15 protein-coding genes and 1 pseudogene are annotated in these 17,288 nt (G+C 74.1%); 6 read left to right on the forward strand and 10 right to left on the reverse strand.

Translation table 11 applies throughout. From position 1 onward, the window contains the following. Positions 1-9 precede the first annotated feature (9 nt). The 3 genes from F1615_RS18425 to F1615_RS18435 are packed head-to-tail and all read left to right on the forward strand — an operon-like array spanning position 10 to position 2,644. Positions 10-1,248 carry an ROK family protein gene (locus F1615_RS18425; protein ID WP_149550085.1) on the forward strand — a complete coding sequence of 413 codons (1,239 nt, stop codon included), beginning with the start codon at positions 10-12 and terminating at the stop codon, positions 1,246-1,248. A gap of 37 nt (positions 1,249-1,285) precedes the next feature. Continuing rightward, complete coding sequence (locus F1615_RS18430) at positions 1,286-2,176, forward strand: NAD(P)-dependent oxidoreductase (protein ID WP_149550086.1); 891 nt, start codon at positions 1,286-1,288, stop codon at positions 2,174-2,176. Positions 2,177-2,221: 45 nt separating this feature from the next. Next, a complete protein-coding gene (locus F1615_RS18435) occupies positions 2,222-2,644 on the forward strand; it encodes a PPOX class F420-dependent oxidoreductase (protein ID WP_149550087.1) in 423 nt (140 codons plus the stop codon). 58 nt (positions 2,645-2,702) lie between these two features. Here the strand turns inward: F1615_RS18435 and F1615_RS18440 are convergent. The 3 genes and pseudogenes from F1615_RS18440 to F1615_RS18450 form a co-directional block, all read right to left on the reverse strand. Continuing rightward, positions 2,703-3,124: pseudogene (locus F1615_RS18440) on the reverse strand (DUF4865 family protein); the annotation flags it as partial. A 284-nt stretch (positions 3,125-3,408) separates the two neighbouring features. Further along, entirely contained in the window at positions 3,409-3,954 is a 546-nt protein-coding gene (locus tag F1615_RS18445; protein WP_149550088.1) for an ATP-binding protein, read from the reverse strand. A 183-nt stretch (positions 3,955-4,137) separates the two neighbouring features. Further along, entirely contained in the window at positions 4,138-4,461 is a 324-nt protein-coding gene (locus F1615_RS18450; RefSeq protein WP_149550089.1) for a hypothetical protein, read from the reverse strand. 318 nt (positions 4,462-4,779) lie between these two features. Here F1615_RS18450 and F1615_RS18455 point away from each other — a divergent pair, with 318 nt between their 5' ends. Next, complete coding sequence (locus tag F1615_RS18455; RefSeq protein ID WP_149550090.1) at positions 4,780-5,934, forward strand: PLP-dependent cysteine synthase family protein; 1,155 nt, start codon at positions 4,780-4,782, stop codon at positions 5,932-5,934. Here the strand turns inward: F1615_RS18455 and F1615_RS18460 are convergent. Both F1615_RS18460 and F1615_RS18465 read right to left on the reverse strand, forming a co-directional pair. Then, positions 5,908-6,378: an SRPBCC family protein gene (locus tag F1615_RS18460; RefSeq protein WP_149550091.1), complete on the reverse strand. Its 471-nt coding sequence runs from the start codon at positions 6,376-6,378 to the stop codon at positions 5,908-5,910. The two genes, F1615_RS18455 and F1615_RS18460, sit on opposite strands and share 27 nt — an antisense overlap. Before the next feature lie 65 nt (positions 6,379-6,443). Further along, entirely contained in the window at positions 6,444-7,283 is an 840-nt protein-coding gene (locus F1615_RS18465; protein WP_149550092.1) for a DeoR/GlpR family DNA-binding transcription regulator, read from the reverse strand. A gap of 289 nt (positions 7,284-7,572) precedes the next feature. On the opposite strand from F1615_RS18465, the gene F1615_RS18470 reads away from it, so the two are divergent. Next, positions 7,573-9,927 carry a hypothetical protein gene (locus F1615_RS18470; RefSeq protein WP_149550093.1) on the forward strand — a complete coding sequence of 785 codons (2,355 nt, stop codon included), beginning with the start codon at positions 7,573-7,575 and terminating at the stop codon, positions 9,925-9,927. A 10-nt stretch (positions 9,928-9,937) separates the two neighbouring features. On the opposite strand, the gene F1615_RS18475 is transcribed toward F1615_RS18470, so the two are convergent. The 4 genes from F1615_RS18475 to F1615_RS18490 all read right to left on the reverse strand — a co-directional run bounded on the left by F1615_RS18475 (position 9,938) and on the right by F1615_RS18490 (position 14,487). Further along, positions 9,938-12,376 (reverse strand): right-handed parallel beta-helix repeat-containing protein, encoded by a 2,439-nt coding sequence (locus tag F1615_RS18475; protein WP_167533792.1) that lies wholly within the window; start codon positions 12,374-12,376, stop codon positions 9,938-9,940. A 123-nt stretch (positions 12,377-12,499) separates the two neighbouring features. Beyond that, a complete protein-coding gene (locus F1615_RS18480) occupies positions 12,500-13,099 on the reverse strand; it encodes an Rv1733c family protein (RefSeq protein ID WP_149550094.1) in 600 nt (199 codons plus the stop codon). Between the two features lie 94 nt (positions 13,100-13,193). After that, on the reverse strand, positions 13,194-14,018 hold the full coding sequence (locus F1615_RS18485) for an MOSC domain-containing protein (RefSeq protein WP_149550095.1): 825 nt from the start codon (positions 14,016-14,018) through the stop codon (positions 13,194-13,196). A gap of 40 nt (positions 14,019-14,058) precedes the next feature. Then, positions 14,059-14,487: a DUF6643 family protein gene (locus F1615_RS18490; protein WP_149550096.1), complete on the reverse strand. Its 429-nt coding sequence runs from the start codon at positions 14,485-14,487 to the stop codon at positions 14,059-14,061. 295 nt (positions 14,488-14,782) lie between these two features. Here F1615_RS18490 and F1615_RS18495 point away from each other — a divergent pair, with 295 nt between their 5' ends. Further along, a complete protein-coding gene (locus tag F1615_RS18495; protein ID WP_149550097.1) occupies positions 14,783-16,066 on the forward strand; it encodes a TerD family protein in 1,284 nt (427 codons plus the stop codon). 7 nt (positions 16,067-16,073) lie between these two features. Here the strand turns inward: F1615_RS18495 and F1615_RS18500 are convergent, their stop codons facing one another. After that, positions 16,074-17,267 (reverse strand): glycosyltransferase, encoded by a 1,194-nt coding sequence (locus F1615_RS18500; RefSeq protein WP_149550098.1) that lies wholly within the window; start codon positions 17,265-17,267, stop codon positions 16,074-16,076. Positions 17,268-17,288: the final 21 nt, after the last annotated feature.

Genomic DNA, 17,288 nt, shown 5'->3' on the forward strand with positions numbered 1-17,288 from the left:
CTCGCCCTCATGAGCGGGAAGGCGGACCCCCGGCCGGCGGGGGAAGGGACCACCTCGAGGACGCGGCTGGACCGGGGGCGTGGCGCGCTCGGACCCGCGCTGGAGCTCGTGCACACCGGACGTGCGCCGACCCGCGCGGTGCTCACCACCGAGCTCGGCGTGACCCGCGCGACGGCCGGTGCGGTCGCCGCCGAGCTGGAGGCGCTCGGGCTGATCAGGGTGGACGCGCGGCCCGGTGCGGCCGCCGGTTCGCAGGGACGCCCCTCGCACCGGCTCTCCGTCGCCGAGGACGGCCCCGTGGCGCTCGCCGCGCAGGTGCACGCCGACGGTTTCCGGGCGGCCCTGGTCGGACTCGGCGGCCGTATCGTCGCCACGGCTCCCGGCTGCGAGGTCGTCGACGCCGACCCGGCCAAGGTCCTCGGCTCCGTCGTCGCGGCCGGCGCCGACCTGCTGCGGGAGACCGGGCGGCGGTGCGTGGGCGCGGGGCTCGCGGTGCCGTCGGCCGTGGCCGAACCGGAGGGGCTCGCCCTCAACCCCCTGCACCTGGCCTGGCCCGCGGGTGCCCCGGTACGGGAGATCTTCGCCGAGCAGGTGCGCGCGGCCGGACTGGACGGGCCCGCCTTCGCGGCCAACGACGTCAACCTCGCCGCCCTGGCCGAACACCGGCACGGTGCCGGGCGCGGTTCCCGCGACCTGCTGTGCGTGGCCACCGGCCACCGCGGTGTGGGCGGGGCGCTGGTGCTCGACGGCCGTCTGCACTCGGGCAGTTCGGGGCTCGCCCTGGAGGTCGGCCACCTCGGCGTCAATCCCGAGGGCCGCCCCTGCCACTGCGGCAGCCGCGGCTGCCTCGACGTCGAGGCGGACCCGCTGGCCCTCCTCACCGCGGCGGGACGGGCGCCGGGCCCCGAGATGTCCCTGCTCAAGCAGGCCGACGACCTGATCCACGGGCAGTACGACGACCCGGACGTGCGTGCCGCCACCGAGTCCCTGATCGACCGGCTCGGCCTCGGCCTCGCCGGCCTGGTCAACATCCTCAACCCCGACCGGATCATCCTCGGCGGTCTGCACCGCACCCTGCTGGAGGCGGACCCCGACCGGCTCCGCGCCGTAGTCGCCGACCGCAGCCTGTGGGGCCGAAGCGGGGGCGTGCCCATCCTCGCCTGCACCCTGGACCACAACAGTCTGGTCGGCGCGGCGGAACTCGCCTGGCAGCCGGTGCTGGACGACCCTCTCGGGGCACTGGCGTGAACAACCAGAACCGCTCGACGCACAGGAGGCCGCCCTCATGACCGACCAGCTCACCGTCAGCGTCCTGGGCACCGGCATCATGGGCGCGGCGATGGCCCGCAACCTCGCCCGCGCGGGCCACGCCGTCCGGGCCTGGAACCGCACCCGTGCCAAGGCCGAGCCGCTCGCCGCCGAGGGCGCGCACATCGCCGGGACCCCCGCCGAGGCGGTCGAGTCCGCCGACGTCGTGCTGACCGTGCTGTACGACGGACCGGCCACACTGGAGACGATGCGCCGGGCCGCCCCCGCCCTGCGCCGCGGAACCGTCTGGGCGCAGTCCACCACCGCGGGGATCGAGGGCACCGCCGCATTGGCCGGCTTCGCCCGTGAGCACGGGCTGATCTTCTACGACGCCCCGGTCCTGGGCACCCGTCAGCCCGCCGAGGCGGGACAGCTGACCGTGCTCGCCGCCGGCCCCGCCGAGGGCCGGGACAGGGTGACTCCGGTCTTCGACGCCGTGGGTACCCGCACCGTGTGGACCGGCGAGGACGGGGCGGCGGCGGGCGCCACCCGTCTGAAGCTGGTCGCCAACAGCTGGGTGGTCGCGGCCACCGCCGCCGCCGGGGAGACGCTCGCCCTGGCCGAGGCCCTGGACGTCGCACCGGACGGCTTCTTCGACCTCATCGCGGGCGGCCCGCTCGACATGGGCCATCTGCGCGCCAAGGCCCGGCTGATCCTTGACGGGCGGCTCACCCCGGCCCAGTTCGCCGTGACGACCGCCGCCAAGGACGCCAGACTGATCGTGCGGGCCGGTGAACAGCACGGTGTCCGTCTGGACGTCGCCGCCGCGAGCGCCGGACGACTGGAGCGGGCCGCCGACCGGGGCCACGGCGACGAGGACATGGCCGCGGCCTACTACGCCAGTTTCGACGACGGGCCCGCTGCCTGAGCACCGGTCCGGCCTCCACCGTCCAGCACACCGAGGAGTCGCGAAGTGTCCAAGCCCCCACTGCCGCCCGCGGCCGACGCCCTGCTGCGCAGGCCCAACCCCTGCGTGATGGCCACGCTGCGCTCCGACGGCACGCCGGTCTCCACCCCCACCTGGTACCTGTGGGAGGACGGCCGCGCGCTGATCAACTTCGACGAGGGCCGGGTGCGTCTGAAGCACGTCCGCCGGGACCCGCGCGTCACCCTGACCGTCCTGGCCGGGGACGACTGGTACACCCACGTCACCCTGATCGGCCGCGTGGCCGACCTGTACGACGACGAGGGGCTGGCCGACATCGACCGCCTCTCCCGGCACTACACCGGCAACCCGTACCCGGACCGGGAGCGGGCCAGGGTCAGCGGCTGGGTCGAGGTCGAACGGTGGCACGGCTGGGGCGCGATGAAGGACAGCGCCCGGGCGTCCGGCTGACCCGCCGCGTCCGGCCGGGCATCGGGCGGTCCTCTCCCCGCGGAGGTGCGGGCCGCGATCACCACTGCCGTCCCCGGGGGAGCCGGTCCCGCTCCGGTGCCGACAGGTGCAGCACCTGGAACACCTCACCGTCGCCCGGGGCGCGTCGTGCCGCCAGAGCGAGACGTGCGCCAGTTCCCAGCGGGCGGTGTTCATGACGGCCGCCGCGAGCACGGCACCGTCCCGGCCGGCCAGCCGCCCGCACTTCCGGGCCGCCTCCTCCGCCGCCTCGCCCACCGGCAGTCCGTCCGGGACGGGACGCCGGTGCCGTACCGCGACGACCACCGGATCGGCCGCGGCCACCCCCTCCTCGTACGCCAGACCCGTCCACTGCCGCACGGAGGGACGCCCGAAGTCGTCGGCGATGCCCTGGAAGCCGCCGCCGAAGAGGAAGGCGTTCATGCCGGACACGGTGTTCCACAGGAAGAAGGACGAGTACCGGCGCCGGCTGTCCGTCCTGGACGAACAGTTCGGCCGGCCCGGCAGGGGCGGTGGGGGATGATCACCCCCGGCCCTTCGGCACGGACCGCCGCCCAGGCCATGGAAACCGTCACGGCGTACGGCACCCACGAACGCCGCGGCGTCGGCGCGGGCCGGGTGGTGCCCGTGCGGCCCGGCGTTTGCGGGGTGCCGCGCCCACCCGTGCCGCCCGCCGGCACTGGGGGAGGTGCGACTGCCCGCGGTGGGCGGCGCGCGGCCGTCCGCCCGCGGTGGGCGGCCGGCCGTCAGCCCGGGACGGTCGAGCGGGCCGGGGTCCGTTCGGCGTCGTGGCTGTCGAGGGTGTGCTCGACGAGTGCGACCTCCGGGAACCGGGGGCCCGCGGGCTCGGCGGTCGTGAGTCGGGGGCGTCGGTCCCAGGCCGCCTGGGCGGTCGCGGACGGAGCCGGCAGGGTGAACCACACGACCTTGCCGGACTCGCCGTCCGGCACCGCGCCCCAGCTCTCGCTCATCGCGGCCACCATCGCCAGCCCGCGCCCGCAGGTGGCGAGCGGTGCGGCGTCCGCCACGACCGGAAGGCGCGGATCCCGGTCGTACACCGAGACCTTGAGCCGGTCGAGCAGCAGCTCCATCTCGACGGTGCACGTCTTGTCGGGCTGGGCATGCCGGTGGACGTTGGACAACAGCTCTGTCACACCGAGCGAGGCCCGGTCTATCAGCGAATCCATGTGCCAGTAGCGCAACTGCGCAGATACGATTCTGCGGACCTGGCCGATCCGCGACGGCAGGGCTTGGAGCTCCACCGTGCAGTGCCTGCTTGGATGACTGATCACGGCTGCGACTCCCCGACGTGAGGTCCGGAAGAACACGGAGTACGGATCCAGCAGGGCGCCTGCGTGACGCTGCAGCCTGCTGTCGTGGCCGGCGGGCTGGTTCGCAGCGTTATCGCCGGTAAACCCAGAGTGACGTGAGAACAGCGTGGCGCAGCGGATGGGGTGGCGCAACTCGCGGACATCTCAGGCGCCACGCCCCGACGCCCGGCGGACGGCCTCGATGAATCGGCGGGCGGCCGGCGGGCCCGGTTCGCCCGGCGCGGGATCGTGGTCGCCGAGGGTGAGCAGGTACCGGTTGCCGTTGAGGTCCGCCAGTGCCCGGTCCTCGGGCGCGAACCAGGGCCTGGTCGCGCGGACCGCCTGCACCGGAGCGCTGTCGATCTCGCTGCCGTAGCTGGTGAGCAACTCCAGCCGGCCGTCGCTGATCCGGACCTGCCCGGCCCGGGTGAGCGAACGCAGCCGCTTGCCGATCCGCACGCCCGTGGCCGTGAACTCCGGCTCCGCCATGCCACCCGCCCCCTTGCGCGTCGGTGTGCCGGACCGCGCTCCGCGGGCCGGCTCCTGCCAGATCCAGTGTGCCCTTGCTCCCGCCGGTGCAGTCTGCCCGCAGCCGCCGCCGAGCACCAGTACGCGCGCCCCTGTTCCCCGGGGCGCGAGGAGCACTCGCGCCAACGCGCCCCCGCGCCCCCGCGCCCCCGGCCCCAGCGGGGCCTTTGGGCTTCCCAAAGGACTGTTTATGCAGGTGGGAGGTGGTGCTGATGATGCCTATGATCGGGGTACCGGCCGCGCGGAACGCCGTCGGCGCTCAGCGTAAGGAGCCCTGTCGTGAGCACCCCCCAACGGACCCTGACCGGCGCCACCCTCGACGTCGACCACAGCGACCCCGCCTACCGAGCCTGGCTGAAAGAGGCCGTGCGCCGGGTCCAGGCCGACGCCAACCGCTCGGCCGACACCCATCTGCTGCTCTTCCCGCTGCCCGAGCGGTGGGGCATCGACCTCTACCTCAAGGACGAGTCGACCCACCCGACCGGCAGCCTCAAGCACCGGCTGGCCCGTTCGCTCTTCCTGTACGGGCTGTGCAACGGCTGGATCCGTCCGGGCCGCCCGGTGATCGAGGCGTCCAGCGGTTCCACGGCCGTGTCCGAGGCGTACTTCGCGAAGCTGATCGGCGTGCCCTTCATCGCGGTCATGCCGCGCACGACGAGCGCCGAGAAGTGCCGCCTGATCGAGTTCCACGGCGGGCAGTGCCACTTCGTGGACGACCCCCGCACGATGTACGAGGCCTCCGCCGCCCTCGCGGCGGAGACCGGCGGCCACTACATGGACCAGTTCACCTACGCCGAGCGGGCCACGGACTGGCGGGGCAACAACAACATCGCCGAATCGATCTTCCGCCAGCTGCGGTCGGAGCGGTTCCCGGAACCGGCGTGGATCGTCGCCACGGCCGGTACCGGCGGCACGTCGGCGACCCTGGCCCGCTACGTCCACTACATGCAGTACGACACCCGTATCTGTGTCGCCGACCCGGAGAACTCGTGCTTCTTCCAGGGCTGGACCACCGCCGATCCGGACGTCGCCTGTGACAGCGCGTCCCGTATCGAGGGCATCGGACGGCCCCGCATGGAGCCGAGCTTCGTGCCCGGTGCGATCGACCGGATGATGAAGGTGCCCGACGCGGCCAGTGTCGCCGCCGTGCGGGCCCTGGAGGGGGTCATCGGCCGCAAGGCGGGCGGCTCCACCGGAACCGGACTGTGGAGCGCGCTGAAGCTCGTCGCGGAGATGGTCGCCGAGGGGCGGCGCGGGAGCCTGGTGACGCTGCTGTGCGACCCGGGGGACCGGTACCTGGACAAGTACTACTCGGACGCCTGGCTGGCCGCGCAGGGCCTGGACGTCGCGCCGTACACGGAGGCGATCGAGTCGCTGCTGCGGACCGGTGTCTGGCCCGGCGCGGAGCTATCCCGCGAGCCGGCGGTCCAGTGAGGTCACCGCGTCGCGGAACGTCAGTCCCAGGCCCGGCCGTGCGGCGACGAGCGCCAGCCGGAACGGCGCCGTGCCGTCGGCCGCCATCGTCCACCGCACGCGCGTGCCCGTCCCGGCCGGCGTGAGCCGCCACTCCTCGGCCATGGCACGGGCGCCGGGCACATTGGTCACGTCGACGCGGTAGGCGTACACCTCGGGCGCCCTCGTCACGAGGACGGTCTCGCGGAACCGGGCCCCGCCCCGGAGGCGGATCTCCCGCCCGGCGCCGCCGTCGAGGGGGCGGGCCAGCGTGACCGGCCCGAACCACTCCGTCCAGCCGGTCACGTCCTCGGCCAGCGCGCGGAAGACCCGGTCCGGCGCGGCGGAGACCTCCCGGCCGAAGACCAGACGCACGGGCGCGGACCCGGCGAACTCGTGCCCCACGGGGCGCAGACGGTGGGCCATGGACGTGTCCCCCTTGACGAGAACCGGCTTCAGGGTCGGACGGGCGGCGCGACGCGGGCGTTCCGTCAGATGTCGGCGGCCTCCGCGGAGTCCTCGGACTCGCCCGCCACCACCAGGTGCCGCAGATGCTCGGACACCTCAGCGCGTGCCTCCCCGGGCAGCCCGGAGTCCGTGACGAGGGTGTCGACCTGGTCCAGGGTGGCGAACGAACTCAGCCCCACCGTCCCCCACTTGGTGTGGTCGGCGACCACGACCACCCGCCGGGCCGACTGCACCAGTCGCCGGTTGGTCTCGGCCTCCGCGAGATTGGGCGTCGACAGGCCCGCCTCGACCGATATCCCGTGCACTCCGAGGAACAGCAGATCGAAGTGGAGGGCCGCGATCGCCTGGTCGGCCACCGGCCCCACCAGCGAGTCGGACGGCGTGCGCACCCCGCCCGTCAGGACGACCGTGGCCGCGCCCTGCCGGGGCCCCGAGGAGCGCTGCGCCGCGTGGAAGACGTCGGCCACCCGCACCGAGTTGGTGACCACCGTCAGATCGGGGACGTCGATCAGCTGATGCGCCAGCGCGAACGTCGTCGTACCGCCCGACAGCGCGATCGCAGCCCCCGGGGAGACCAGCTCGGCCGCCGCCCGCGCGATGTCCTCCTTGGCGCTCAGCTCCAGGCCGGACTTGGCTTCGAACCCGGGCTCGTGCGTACTCGCCTCGACCACCGGGACCGCGCCGCCGTGCACCTTCTCCAGCATGCCCTGCCGGGCCAGCGCGTCGAGGTCGCGGCGGACCGTCATGTCCGACACGCCGAGCCTGCGGGTCAGCTCGTTGACGCGGACCCCGCCGCGGCGCCGGACCTCGTCGAGGATCAGGGTGCGCCGCTGCTCCGCGAGCAGGTTCTGATTCTCGCTCACGTACGCTCCGGTCCTTTCGCCGCACAGCCGTCCGACACGCCTCGCGCACCCGCCGCGACGAGCGGATCCCCTCCCGGCACCGGTGCGCGGACGTCCCATCCTTGCATGCCGCGCCACGGGTGGCGCCACCGGTGGTCGCCGCGCACATGTCATTGAGGGAGCGCGGTGTGCTTGCCCGTCACGCGGATCGGGGAGATTACGTGACGAGAGGTGCGAGCCGTCCCGCCACGGGAGATCCTGTGCGCGCACGGACGGAGCCGACGGGGCGTCACGGGGGAAGTGCGAATCGGTGGAGAACGCGCAGCGAAACAGACCGGCCGAGGGGTCCGACGGCGAGGACACCCGGCCCGGGGAGTCCGGAACCGCCCTGGAGCTCCTCGTCCACGGGGTGGGCGGCACCACCCCGGAGAAGATGCTCGACGACCCTCGCACGGTACGGATCACGGGTGACGACGTCGCCGCCATGTTCCGCCGTGCCGACGACGCCGACGCGGAGCGGCAACCCGCCGGCCGCCGCGAGGGGCCCGTGCCCGAGGCCTACGTCTGGTGCAACCTCACCTCCGGGAACGGCACCCGCGCCCTGTGGCTGCTGCTGCTCCCCTTCATGGTGGTCAACATCGCCCACTGGATGCGCCCCACCGCCCGGGGCCGCCGACGCACGGTGCGGCTGTACGGGCTGCTGGTGCGGCTGGCCGGACTCAGCCTGACGGTGCTGCTCGTCGCGGCCGCCTGCGAGGTCGCCCTCGACCTGGCCGCATGGCAGTGCGCGGGCACGCTGGCGTGCGCCGAACGGCACTCCTGGCTGGGCTTCCTCTCGCCCGGGATCTCCGACGGTGGCTGGTGGAGCCCGCCGGGCCGCAGGCTCGCCCTCGCCGCCCTGGTGCCCACCGCCCTCACCGGCCTGCTGTGGTTCCTGTCCCTGCGCACCTGGAGCGCGTACGAGTCCCAGCAGCCGATGGCCCGGGCCCCCGAGCCCGAGGAGGACGGCGGCCCCACCGCGCTGGGCCGGCCCGGATTCTGGTACGGCCGGCGGCTGGTCGCCCGGCTGCGTGCCGCGCACACCGCCGCCGGCCTGCTGACGGTCGCCGCGGCCGTCGGCTCCGCCGCCGCCAGGTACGACCGCGAGCCGGGCGGCCCGGCCGTCCTGGGTGTTCTCGGTGTGCTGCTGGAGGCGATGCTGGCCGCCGGGGCGGGTGCCGTGGTCTGGGTGGTCTGCCGCCGGGGCCGCAGCGAACGCCGGCTGGACGGCGGACTCGACCGGCGCCTGGTGCGGTGGCTGCCCCTCGCCGCCCTCGCGCTGCTCGCGCTCACCGTGGTGTACGCCGGGTGGGAGCGCCCTGGATGGCGGTCGGCGGGCCGGCTGCCGGGCGACGCCACCTTCGGCGCCCTCGCCCTGGCGCAGGGCCTGCTCGTCGTCGTCCTCGCCGGGGTGGCCCACACCCTGCACCGCACCGACCCCGACCGGCGCGCCGCGATGCGGGGCCTGGCCGGACCGGCGGTCGCGATGCTCGCCTGCGCGCTGGGCGGGGTCATGTCCGGCGGTGTCTCCCAGCGGGTGTCCGACTGGCTGGACGGCACCGGGACGTCGATGCCCGGCCCGCCGGTGCTGCTGACCTGGCAGGCGTCCGTGATCCCGCCGCTGCTCGTCCTCCTGCTGGTGCTGGGCGGCTGGCTCGCCCGGCGCGCCTGGCGGATCGCGCGCGCGGAGTGCGCCGCCGTGGAACGCGAGTACGCGGGCGAGACGGGCGACCCCGGCCGCACCCGCCGTATCGCCTCCGTGCGCGCCATGGCCGCCCTCACCGACCGCGGACCGCGCATCCTCGCCGTCACCTCCACCGCCACCCTGCTGCTGGGTGCCGGCGCCCTCGTCGGCGCCCTCGCCACCGACCGGACGCCCGGGGAGGCGGCACAGGGCTCGTACGCCGTCGTCCACGGCGCGGCTCAGACCGCGCAGGCGCTCGGCTCCTGGCTCATCGGACTCGGCTTCATACTCTTCGTCACCTGGGGCCGCCGTGCCTACAAGGACGCCTCCGCGCGGCGCACCATCGGCATCCTCTGGGACGTCGGCACCTTCTGGCCGCGGGCCGCGCACCCCTTCGCGCCGCCCTGCTACGCCGAGCGCGCCGTGCCCGACCTGACCTGGCGGATCGCCACCTGGACGCGGTCGACCGGGGGGCGGCTGATCATCTCCGGCCACTCCCAGGGCAGCGTCCTCGCCGCCGCGGCGGCCTGGCAGCTCCCGCCGTCCGCCCGCAGGCGCGTCGCCCTGCTGACCTACGGCTCCCCGCTGGAACGGCTGTACGGCCGCTGGTTCCCCGCCCACTTCGGACCGGAGGCACTCGGCTTCCTGCACCAGGAGGTCGACTGCTGGCGCAACCTGTACCGGCGCACCGACCCCATCGGCGGTCCGATGCGGCTGCCCGGCGACCGGGGCCCCGACGTGGACCGTCCCGCGCTCCAGGACCCGCTCGCCTACGGCCGCACCGAGGCCCATCCCCTGCCCGCGCCGGTCCTCGGCCACTCCGACTACCAGGCCGACCCCGCGTTCGTCGAGGAGAGGCGCCGGCTGCTCGCCCGGCTGCGGGCCGCCGAGGTGCCGGCTCCCCGGCACACGGAGGAGCCCGGCGGCGGCCCCGCGGCGTGAGGGGCCGGACTCAGGGGAGCGCGGGCAGGTCCTCGGCGTAGAGGAGCGTCAGGTCGTCGGTGGTCGGCTCGTCGAGCTGGGCGACGCGGCTCGCGTGCCGCTCGACCATCGCCTCGAAGGTCTGCCGAGCGGTTCGCCCGTTGCCGAAGGCGGGCCCCTTGGGGATGCCGGTGAAGTACGCCAACAGGGCCTCACCCGCGCCCGGTGCCAGCCGGTACTCGTGCTCCTCGGCCTGCTGCTGCACGATCCGCAGCAGCTCCTCGGGGCCGTAGTCGCCGAAGGTGATCGTCCGTGAGAAACGGGACGCCACACCCGGGTTGACCGACAGGAACCGCTCCATCTCGGCCGTGTAACCGGCCACGATCACCACCACCGCGTCCCGCTGGTCCTCCATCAGCTTCACCAGCGTGTCGATGGCCTCCTTGCCGAAGTCACGCCCGGCGTCCTCCGGGGAGAGCGCGTACGCCTCGTCGATGAACAGCACACCGCCGCGTGCCTTCTCGAACGCCTCCTGGGTGCGGATCGCCGTGGAGCCGATGTGCTCACCGACCAGGTCGACCCGGGACACCTCGACCAGGTGTCCCTGCTCCAGCACCCCGAGCGAGGCGAGGATCTCGCCGTACAGGCGGGCGACCGTGGTCTTGCCGGTGCCGGGGGAACCGGTGAACACCAGATGCCGCTTGACCGACGCCGCCTTCAGCCCCGCCTGCTGCCGGCGCCGGCCCACCTCGATCATGTCGGTGAGGGCGCGCACCTCGCGCTTGACGCTCTCCAGACCCACCAGCGCGTCGAGTTCCCCGAGCACGGCCTTCGAGGCACGGGTCTCCCGCTCCGGCGCGGGGGAGGGAGAGGCGGGCGGGGCCGGCTCGTTCGCCGGGGCGGGCACGGTGCCCAGCAGGCCGGCGGAGTGGCCCGTCGTCTGTACGGCGGGTTCGGGTGCCGCGGGCGCCCTCAGGCTGCCGCTCTCGTCGCTCGTGCAGTCCTCGACGACGGGACCGCCCGTACCGGACACCGCGTCCGCGCCCTCGGCGAACTCGTAACCACCGCGCGCGCAGCGCTCCGTACGGCACTTCCTCAGCGTCGTACGACTGCCGTCGATCACATGGAAGCCGTAGCCGCCGCTGCCCGTGACCCGGCAGTTCAGGAACGTGCCGCGGCCACCGGCCGAGACGTAGACGCCGGCCTCGGCGGGGGAGTCGACGGTGCAGCGCTCGAGGGTCGGGTCGGCGCCCTTGGTGACGATCACACCGGTCTGCGTGCCGTCCAGGGTGCAGTTGTTCAGGGTGCCGCCACTGCCGTGGTCGCGGAACCAGGCGCCGGTCGCCGCCTCGCGGATCCGGCAGTCGTCGAGCTGCGCGGTGGCGCCGTCGCTCACCGACACGGCCGTGTTGCGCACCTGCGACAGATCGCTGTCGACGACGTCCGCACGCGAGCCGCGGTCGAGGACGAACAGCGCGTCCGGCACGTCGTGCACCCGGCAGGAGTCCAGTACGGCGGTGGCGCCGTCGCTCACCCACACCGCCGGGTAGTCGCCCGTGCTGTCGGAGATCTCGCACTGGTTGGCGTCCACGCGCGTGCCCGGGTCCCACACCGACAGACCGTTGCGGCCGAACTGCCGCACGCTGGTGCGGGTGAGGGTGAGCACCGAGCGGGACCGCAGGTCGACCGCGTTCTCCGGGATGTCGTGGATCCGGCAGTCGGCAAGCGTCAGCACCGCGTCCGTGTCGAGCGTGACGCCGTCGCCGGTGGTCCGGTGCACATCGCAGTCGGTGAGGTGAGCGGTGGCGCGGCCCGTCACCTGGACCCCGCTGCCCCGCACCTCGTAGACCTCGCACCCCACCGCCTCGAGGGCCGAGTTCTCCCCGGTCGCGGTCAGTCCCGAGCCCGCGGCGTGGTGCACCCTGCAGCGTTCGAAGCGGGGGTGGCCGCCGCCGCGCACCGCGACACCCGCCTGCCCCGCGGCGACGACCTCGCACTCCTCGAACACCCCGCCCCCGCCGTCCAGTACGGCGATGCCGACGCCCGCCGGGTTGTCGACGGTGCACCGGCGCACCGTGGGCCGGGCGCCGCCGCGCACCTCGATGCCGGACGCGGACCGGGCGACCACCCGGACGTCGCGCAGCTCCGGGGTGCCCTCCTCGACGAGCACGGCGGGCGCGGTGGCGTCCTGGCCCTCGACGTGCAGGTCCTGCACCACCGCCGAGGCACGCACGGTCAGCGGGACGCCGTCCACGGGCGCGATGCGCACGGAGCCGGGTGCGCCCTCCGGGCCGCGCAGCGTCACCGCCCGCTGGACGACGAGGTTCTCCCGGTAGGTGCCGGGGGCGACGGTGAGGACGTCGCCTTCCGCCGCGGCCTCCAGGGCGGCGGCGAGCGATGCGTACTCACCCGTGCGGCGGCGCCACCTCGATGTGCCGGTGTGCGTCACCTGGACCGTGCCCTGTGCCATGGCGTAGCTGTGCCCCCACCTCGTCGTACTGATGGCTCGTTCCCGCCCGTGATTCGCCGATCGGTTCGGCCGGACCACCGTAGCGTGCGCACGGGCACCGGGTTGACCAGAGCGGTAACGCCGTCAGCTGTCGGCTCCGGTCCTGCCCCAGTCCGGTCCCGCCCTGTCCCATGCCCGGTCCAGGCGGGCGTACCTGTGGCGCACCATGCGCCGGACGATCAGCCGTCTGCAGCCCTCGACCAGGCCCGCGGCCACCAGGGTGGCGCCGATGCCGGCGAGCACGGCGTGCGTCGTCGCCGTCGCGGTGTCCAGCGGGCGGGCGGCCACGCGCCCCTGACGGTCGGTCCACATCCTGAACCGGTCGCCCGGCCGGGGCTCCTCGAGCGGGGCCGTCACGGCCCCGCTCCGCTCGGTGCCGTCCGACGCGGTCCAGTGGGCCAGGACCCGTCTGGGCGGGTCCCCGGCCGTCTCCGGGTCCGCGGGCGGCGGGGACGGATCGAGTTCGCGTAACACGGTGGCCGTCACTTGGTGCCGGGCCTGGTGCTGTGCGCGGACGGAACGCTGCAGCGCGTCCTGGGCGGCGCTCCCGACGAGGCAGCCGGTCACCGGGGCGGCGAGGGCGACGAGCAGCAGGGCGGCGAGCGCCACCCAGGCCTCGGCCAGGTCGGTCCCGCGGCACAGCGGGTTGTGCCGCCAGCGCCAGAGTCCGCTGATCGCCCGCACCGCCGCCCCCTCTCGCCGGTTCTCTCATGAAGCTCTCATGAAAGGCCAACGGACGGAGCCGGGGACCGGTTCCCGTTCCCGCGGACGGGGACCGCTACTCGGCCTCGACGGGGTCGCCGACGCGAATGGTGCCGGGGGAGAGGGGCACCAGGTTCTGCCCGAAGACGAGTCCGCCACCGGGCCGCTGACGGGCCGCCAGCGAGTGCAGGGGCTCCTTCCCGCGCCGGCCGCTCTCCTGGTCGGTGGTGGTCACCACGCACCTGCCGCTCGGCTTGGCGACGCGGAAGGCGACCTCGCCGACGGTGACCCGCGTCCACCGCTCCTCCTCCCAGGGTTCGGTGCCCTCGACCACCACGTTCGGCCGGAAGCGGTTCATCGGCAGCGGGCCCTCCGACGCGTGGTCTCCCGCGGCGATCAGGGAGTTGAGACCGTCGAGGGAGGCGGTCGTGGTCAGCAGCAGCGGATAGCCGTCGGCGAAGGTGACCGTCTCGCCCGGCAGCGCGAACGCGGGGTCCACCGGCCTGCGCGTGGCCGGATCGTCCAGGTGCACCAGACGGACCGCGGCGCCGAGGTGGGCACTGCACCAGGCGTGCACGGCGTCGTCCTCGGCCGGGACCGCCTCGACCTTGTCGCCGAAGAGCTCCACCGGGACCGTCCCGCCGGGCGCCGGAACGCTTGCCATGACCGGCTCGGCCCCGGGAGCGGACAGCCGGACGCCGCCGCCGGGCAGGAGCTCGGCGGCGGCCAGTGCCAGGCGTGGATGACGCCGCTGTGTGACGACCCTTCCCCCGTCGTCGACCAGCATCCAGCGCCGGTCCCCGGCCGGACCCCAGGGCTCCACGACGACCTCCCGGAGCGGCAGGCTCCGGAAGGCCTTGACCGGATGAATGCTGATCGAGTGCAGGCGTGCGTTCCCCATGGGGCCATCGTGCCATCCGGCGCCGACAGCCCCGGTTCGGCTAGTACCCGCGGTACTGCTGGTGGTAGTACGGGTCCTGGTACGGCGCGGGAGCCGGCCGGGGGGCCGCGGGGCGCATCGCCTCGTAGCCGGCGGGCGGAGCCGGACGCGGCGGCTGCGGCTGGGGGCCGGGGTAGCCGCGCGGCGCGGTGGCCTGCTGCGGGATGTACGCCGTGTGCGCCTGCTGGAGCGGCGCGGGCTGCTGCGCCTGCGGATAGCCGTAGGCGGGCTGGGACGGAGCCGCCGGGAGGGCGGGCAACGCCGAGGGAAGCGCGGGCAGATGACTGACCGGTGCCTCGTACGCGGCGGGGACCCGGATCGGGGCGATCTGCGGGGTGCCCCGCTCGGCCACGAGCGAGTCGTAGATCGGAGTGTCCGGGAAGGAGGCGGAGTAGTAGCCGCCGCCATAAGTGGAGCGGGGGGAGGTCATGGCACATAAGTTAAGCCCACGATGTGCTTTTGGGGAGTCCGATAAGAGGGTTGTTTTCTGTGCTCGCCGTGACCGGGGATCACCAATGCGGGCGAACTTGGGGGAAACAGGCATTCTGTCGAGGGCATTTCGTGTAAAGGCCGAGTTCCGGGGCGGTTACCGGCGGTTGGACACCGGTTCCCGCGCACTTCCCGTGGGCGTTCCCGGCCCGGGGCAATAGGTTGTGCGGACGAAGACCGACGGATGCCGGGACCTGGCCCGGCGCGGGCGACCCGTGATGGGGGCGGACATGTCAATGTCGAAAGGATCGAACACACCGGTGCCGACGACGGCACTGCGGGTGGATGTGGGCTGGCGCTCCGGCCCCGGTGTACCCGACGCGGACGCCTCGGCGCTGCTGCTGGCCGGCGGGAAGGTCCGTTCCGACAGCGACTTCGTCTTCTACAACCAGCCGGCCCACTCCTCCGGCGCCGTCCGGCACGAGGGCAAGCGGGACGCCGGCGGCCGGGTCACCGACACCCTGCTCGTCGACCTCACGCGCGTGGAGCCCGGCATCGAGACCGTGATCCTGGCCGCCTCCTGCGACGGGGGCGCGTTCGGACAGGTCCCGGATCTGTACATCGAGGTCAAGGACTCCGCGAGCGGCACCGTGGCGGCACGCTTCGACAGCACCGGCGCGACCACGGAGACGGCGTTCGTGCTCGGCGAGTTCTACCGGCGCCAGGGCGCCTGGAAGTTCCGCGCCGTCGGCCAGGGCTACAGCAGCGGACTCGAGGGCCTCGCCACCGACTACGGCATCACCGTGGACGAACCGCAGCACGCCGCCCCGGCGGCCCCGGCCCTCGCGGTGCCGCCCGTCGCCGCCCCGGTCACCGCGCCCCCGCCGCCGGCGGCCCCGCCTCTCGCTCCGCCCCCGCCGTCCGCACCCACCGCGCCCGTCCGGCTGACGAAGGTCACGCTCACCAAGTCGGCCCCGTCGGTCTCGCTCACCAAGCAGGGCGGCACCTCGGGCGCCCTGCACGTCAACCTCAACTGGGAGGTGCGCAAACAGTTCTCGGGATGGGCCGGAAAGCTCGGCCGCCCGGTCGCCATGCACTCCGACCTCGACCTCGACCTGTGCGCCCTGTACGAACTCACCGACGGCAGGAAGGGCGTCGTCCAGGCCCTCGGCAACGCCTTCGGGGCCCTGCACCAGCCCCCGTTCATCCACCTCGACGGGGACGACCGCACCGGTGCCGTGTCCAGCGGCGAGAACCTCACCGTCAGTCTCGACCACAAGCACCTCTTCCGGCGCATCCTCGTCTTCGTCACCATCTACGAGGGCGCCCGCTCCTTCGCCGACCTGCACGCCACGGTCACCCTCAATCCGCAGCACGGCGCGGCGATCGACTTCTCCCTCGACGAGTGCACCGTCCCCTCGACGGTCTGCGCCCTCGCCCTCATCACCAACACCGGCGGCGGCGAACTCGTCGTCCGGCGCGAGGCCCGCTACCTGGTCCCGGAGCGGGGCGTGAGCCCGCAGCGCACCGTCGACCACGCCTACGGATGGGGCATGAACTGGACCCCGGGCCGGAAGTGAGGGCGCGTCAGCCCTCGTCCGGCACGGCCTCCGGACGGGCGTAGGTGCGGCCCTTCCAGGCGGCACCGCGCCCCCGGTGGTGCCGCACCGCCGAGTCCACCGTCATGAGGAGGTACAGCGACGCGGTGAACGGCAGCAGGGGAGCGAGCCACAGCGGCTGCCGGTAGTGACGGAGCATCGGGACGTACGTCCCCGACATCACGAGCCAGGCCGCCGCACCCGGCACCGCCGCCGCGGCGCTCCCCGTCACCGCGCCCGCGATCACCGCGACGGGCGGCACCAGATACACCAGCGCCAGCCCGGCGACCGTACCGGCCAGCAGCACCGGGCTGTGCCGCAGTTGCGCGTACGCGCTGCGCGACACCATGCGCCACAGATCGCGCAGCCGCGGATACGGGCGCACGCTGTCCACCCCGTCCGCGAGCCCCAGCCAGATCCGGCCGCCGCTCCGCTTGACCGCGCGGGCGAGGGCCACGTCGTCGATGACGGCGTGGCGGATGGCGTCCGGGATCCGCGCCCGCGCGGCGGTCTCGGCGCGCAGCAGCACACAGCCGCCGGCCGCGGCGGCCGTGCGGGTACCCGCCCTCCCGATCCTGCGGAACGGATAGAGCTGCGCGAAGAAGTAGACGAAGGCCGGTACGACCAGTCGCTCCCAACGGCTCTCGACCCGCAGCCGGGCCATCTGCGACACCACGTCGAACCCGCCGGTGCGGGCGGCCGCGACCAGCCGGCGCAGACTGTCCGGCGCGTGCGCGATGTCGGCGTCCGTCAGCAGCAGGTACTCGGGGTCACGCGCCCGTGCCAGGGCGATCCCGTGCCGCACCGCCCACAGCTTGCCGGTCCAGCCGGCGGGCGGCTCACCCGGAGAATCCACCGTGAGCGGCAGCCCGCCGTGGCGTCGCGCGAGCTCCCGCGCGAGTTCTCCGGTGCCGTCCGTACTGCCGTCGTCGACGAGGAAGACCTCCGCCCGCCCCGGATAGTCCTGGGCCAGCACCGACGGCAGGCTCGCGGGAAGCACGGCCGCCTCGTCGCGCGCGGGGACGACGACGCACACGCCCGGCCACGCGTCGGGCACGCCGAGCGGCGGAAGCCGGACGTCCGTACGCCAGAACCATCCCTGGCAGAGCAGCAGCCACAGCCAGGCGGCGAGTGATCCGGCGGCACTCCACACAACGGCGCTCACGTGCGCAGTCTGCACCACGGCACCGCTCCGCAGCGGCTC

Source organism: Streptomyces marokkonensis (assembly GCF_008312835.1).
Taxonomy (GTDB): Bacteria; Actinomycetota; Actinomycetes; order Streptomycetales; family Streptomycetaceae; genus Streptomyces; species Streptomyces marokkonensis_A.

Coding starts and splice junctions, on each gene's coding strand:
- F1615_RS18495 (WP_149550097.1), top strand. CDS start 14,783: ATGTCGAAAGGATCGAACACACCGGTGCCGACGACGGCACTGCGGGTG.
- F1615_RS18430 (WP_149550086.1), top strand. CDS start 1,286: ATGACCGACCAGCTCACCGTCAGCGTCCTGGGCACCGGCATCATGGGC.
- F1615_RS18460 (WP_149550091.1), bottom strand. CDS start 6,378: ATGGCCCACCGTCTGCGCCCCGTGGGGCACGAGTTCGCCGGGTCCGCG.
- F1615_RS18450 (WP_149550089.1), bottom strand. CDS start 4,461: ATGGCGGAGCCGGAGTTCACGGCCACGGGCGTGCGGATCGGCAAGCGG.
- F1615_RS18490 (WP_149550096.1), bottom strand. CDS start 14,487: ATGACCTCCCCCCGCTCCACTTATGGCGGCGGCTACTACTCCGCCTCC.
- F1615_RS18425 (WP_149550085.1), top strand. CDS start 10: ATGAGCGGGAAGGCGGACCCCCGGCCGGCGGGGGAAGGGACCACCTCG.
- F1615_RS18485 (WP_149550095.1), bottom strand. CDS start 14,018: ATGGGGAACGCACGCCTGCACTCGATCAGCATTCATCCGGTCAAGGCC.
- F1615_RS18475 (WP_167533792.1), bottom strand. CDS start 12,376: ATGGCACAGGGCACGGTCCAGGTGACGCACACCGGCACATCGAGGTGG.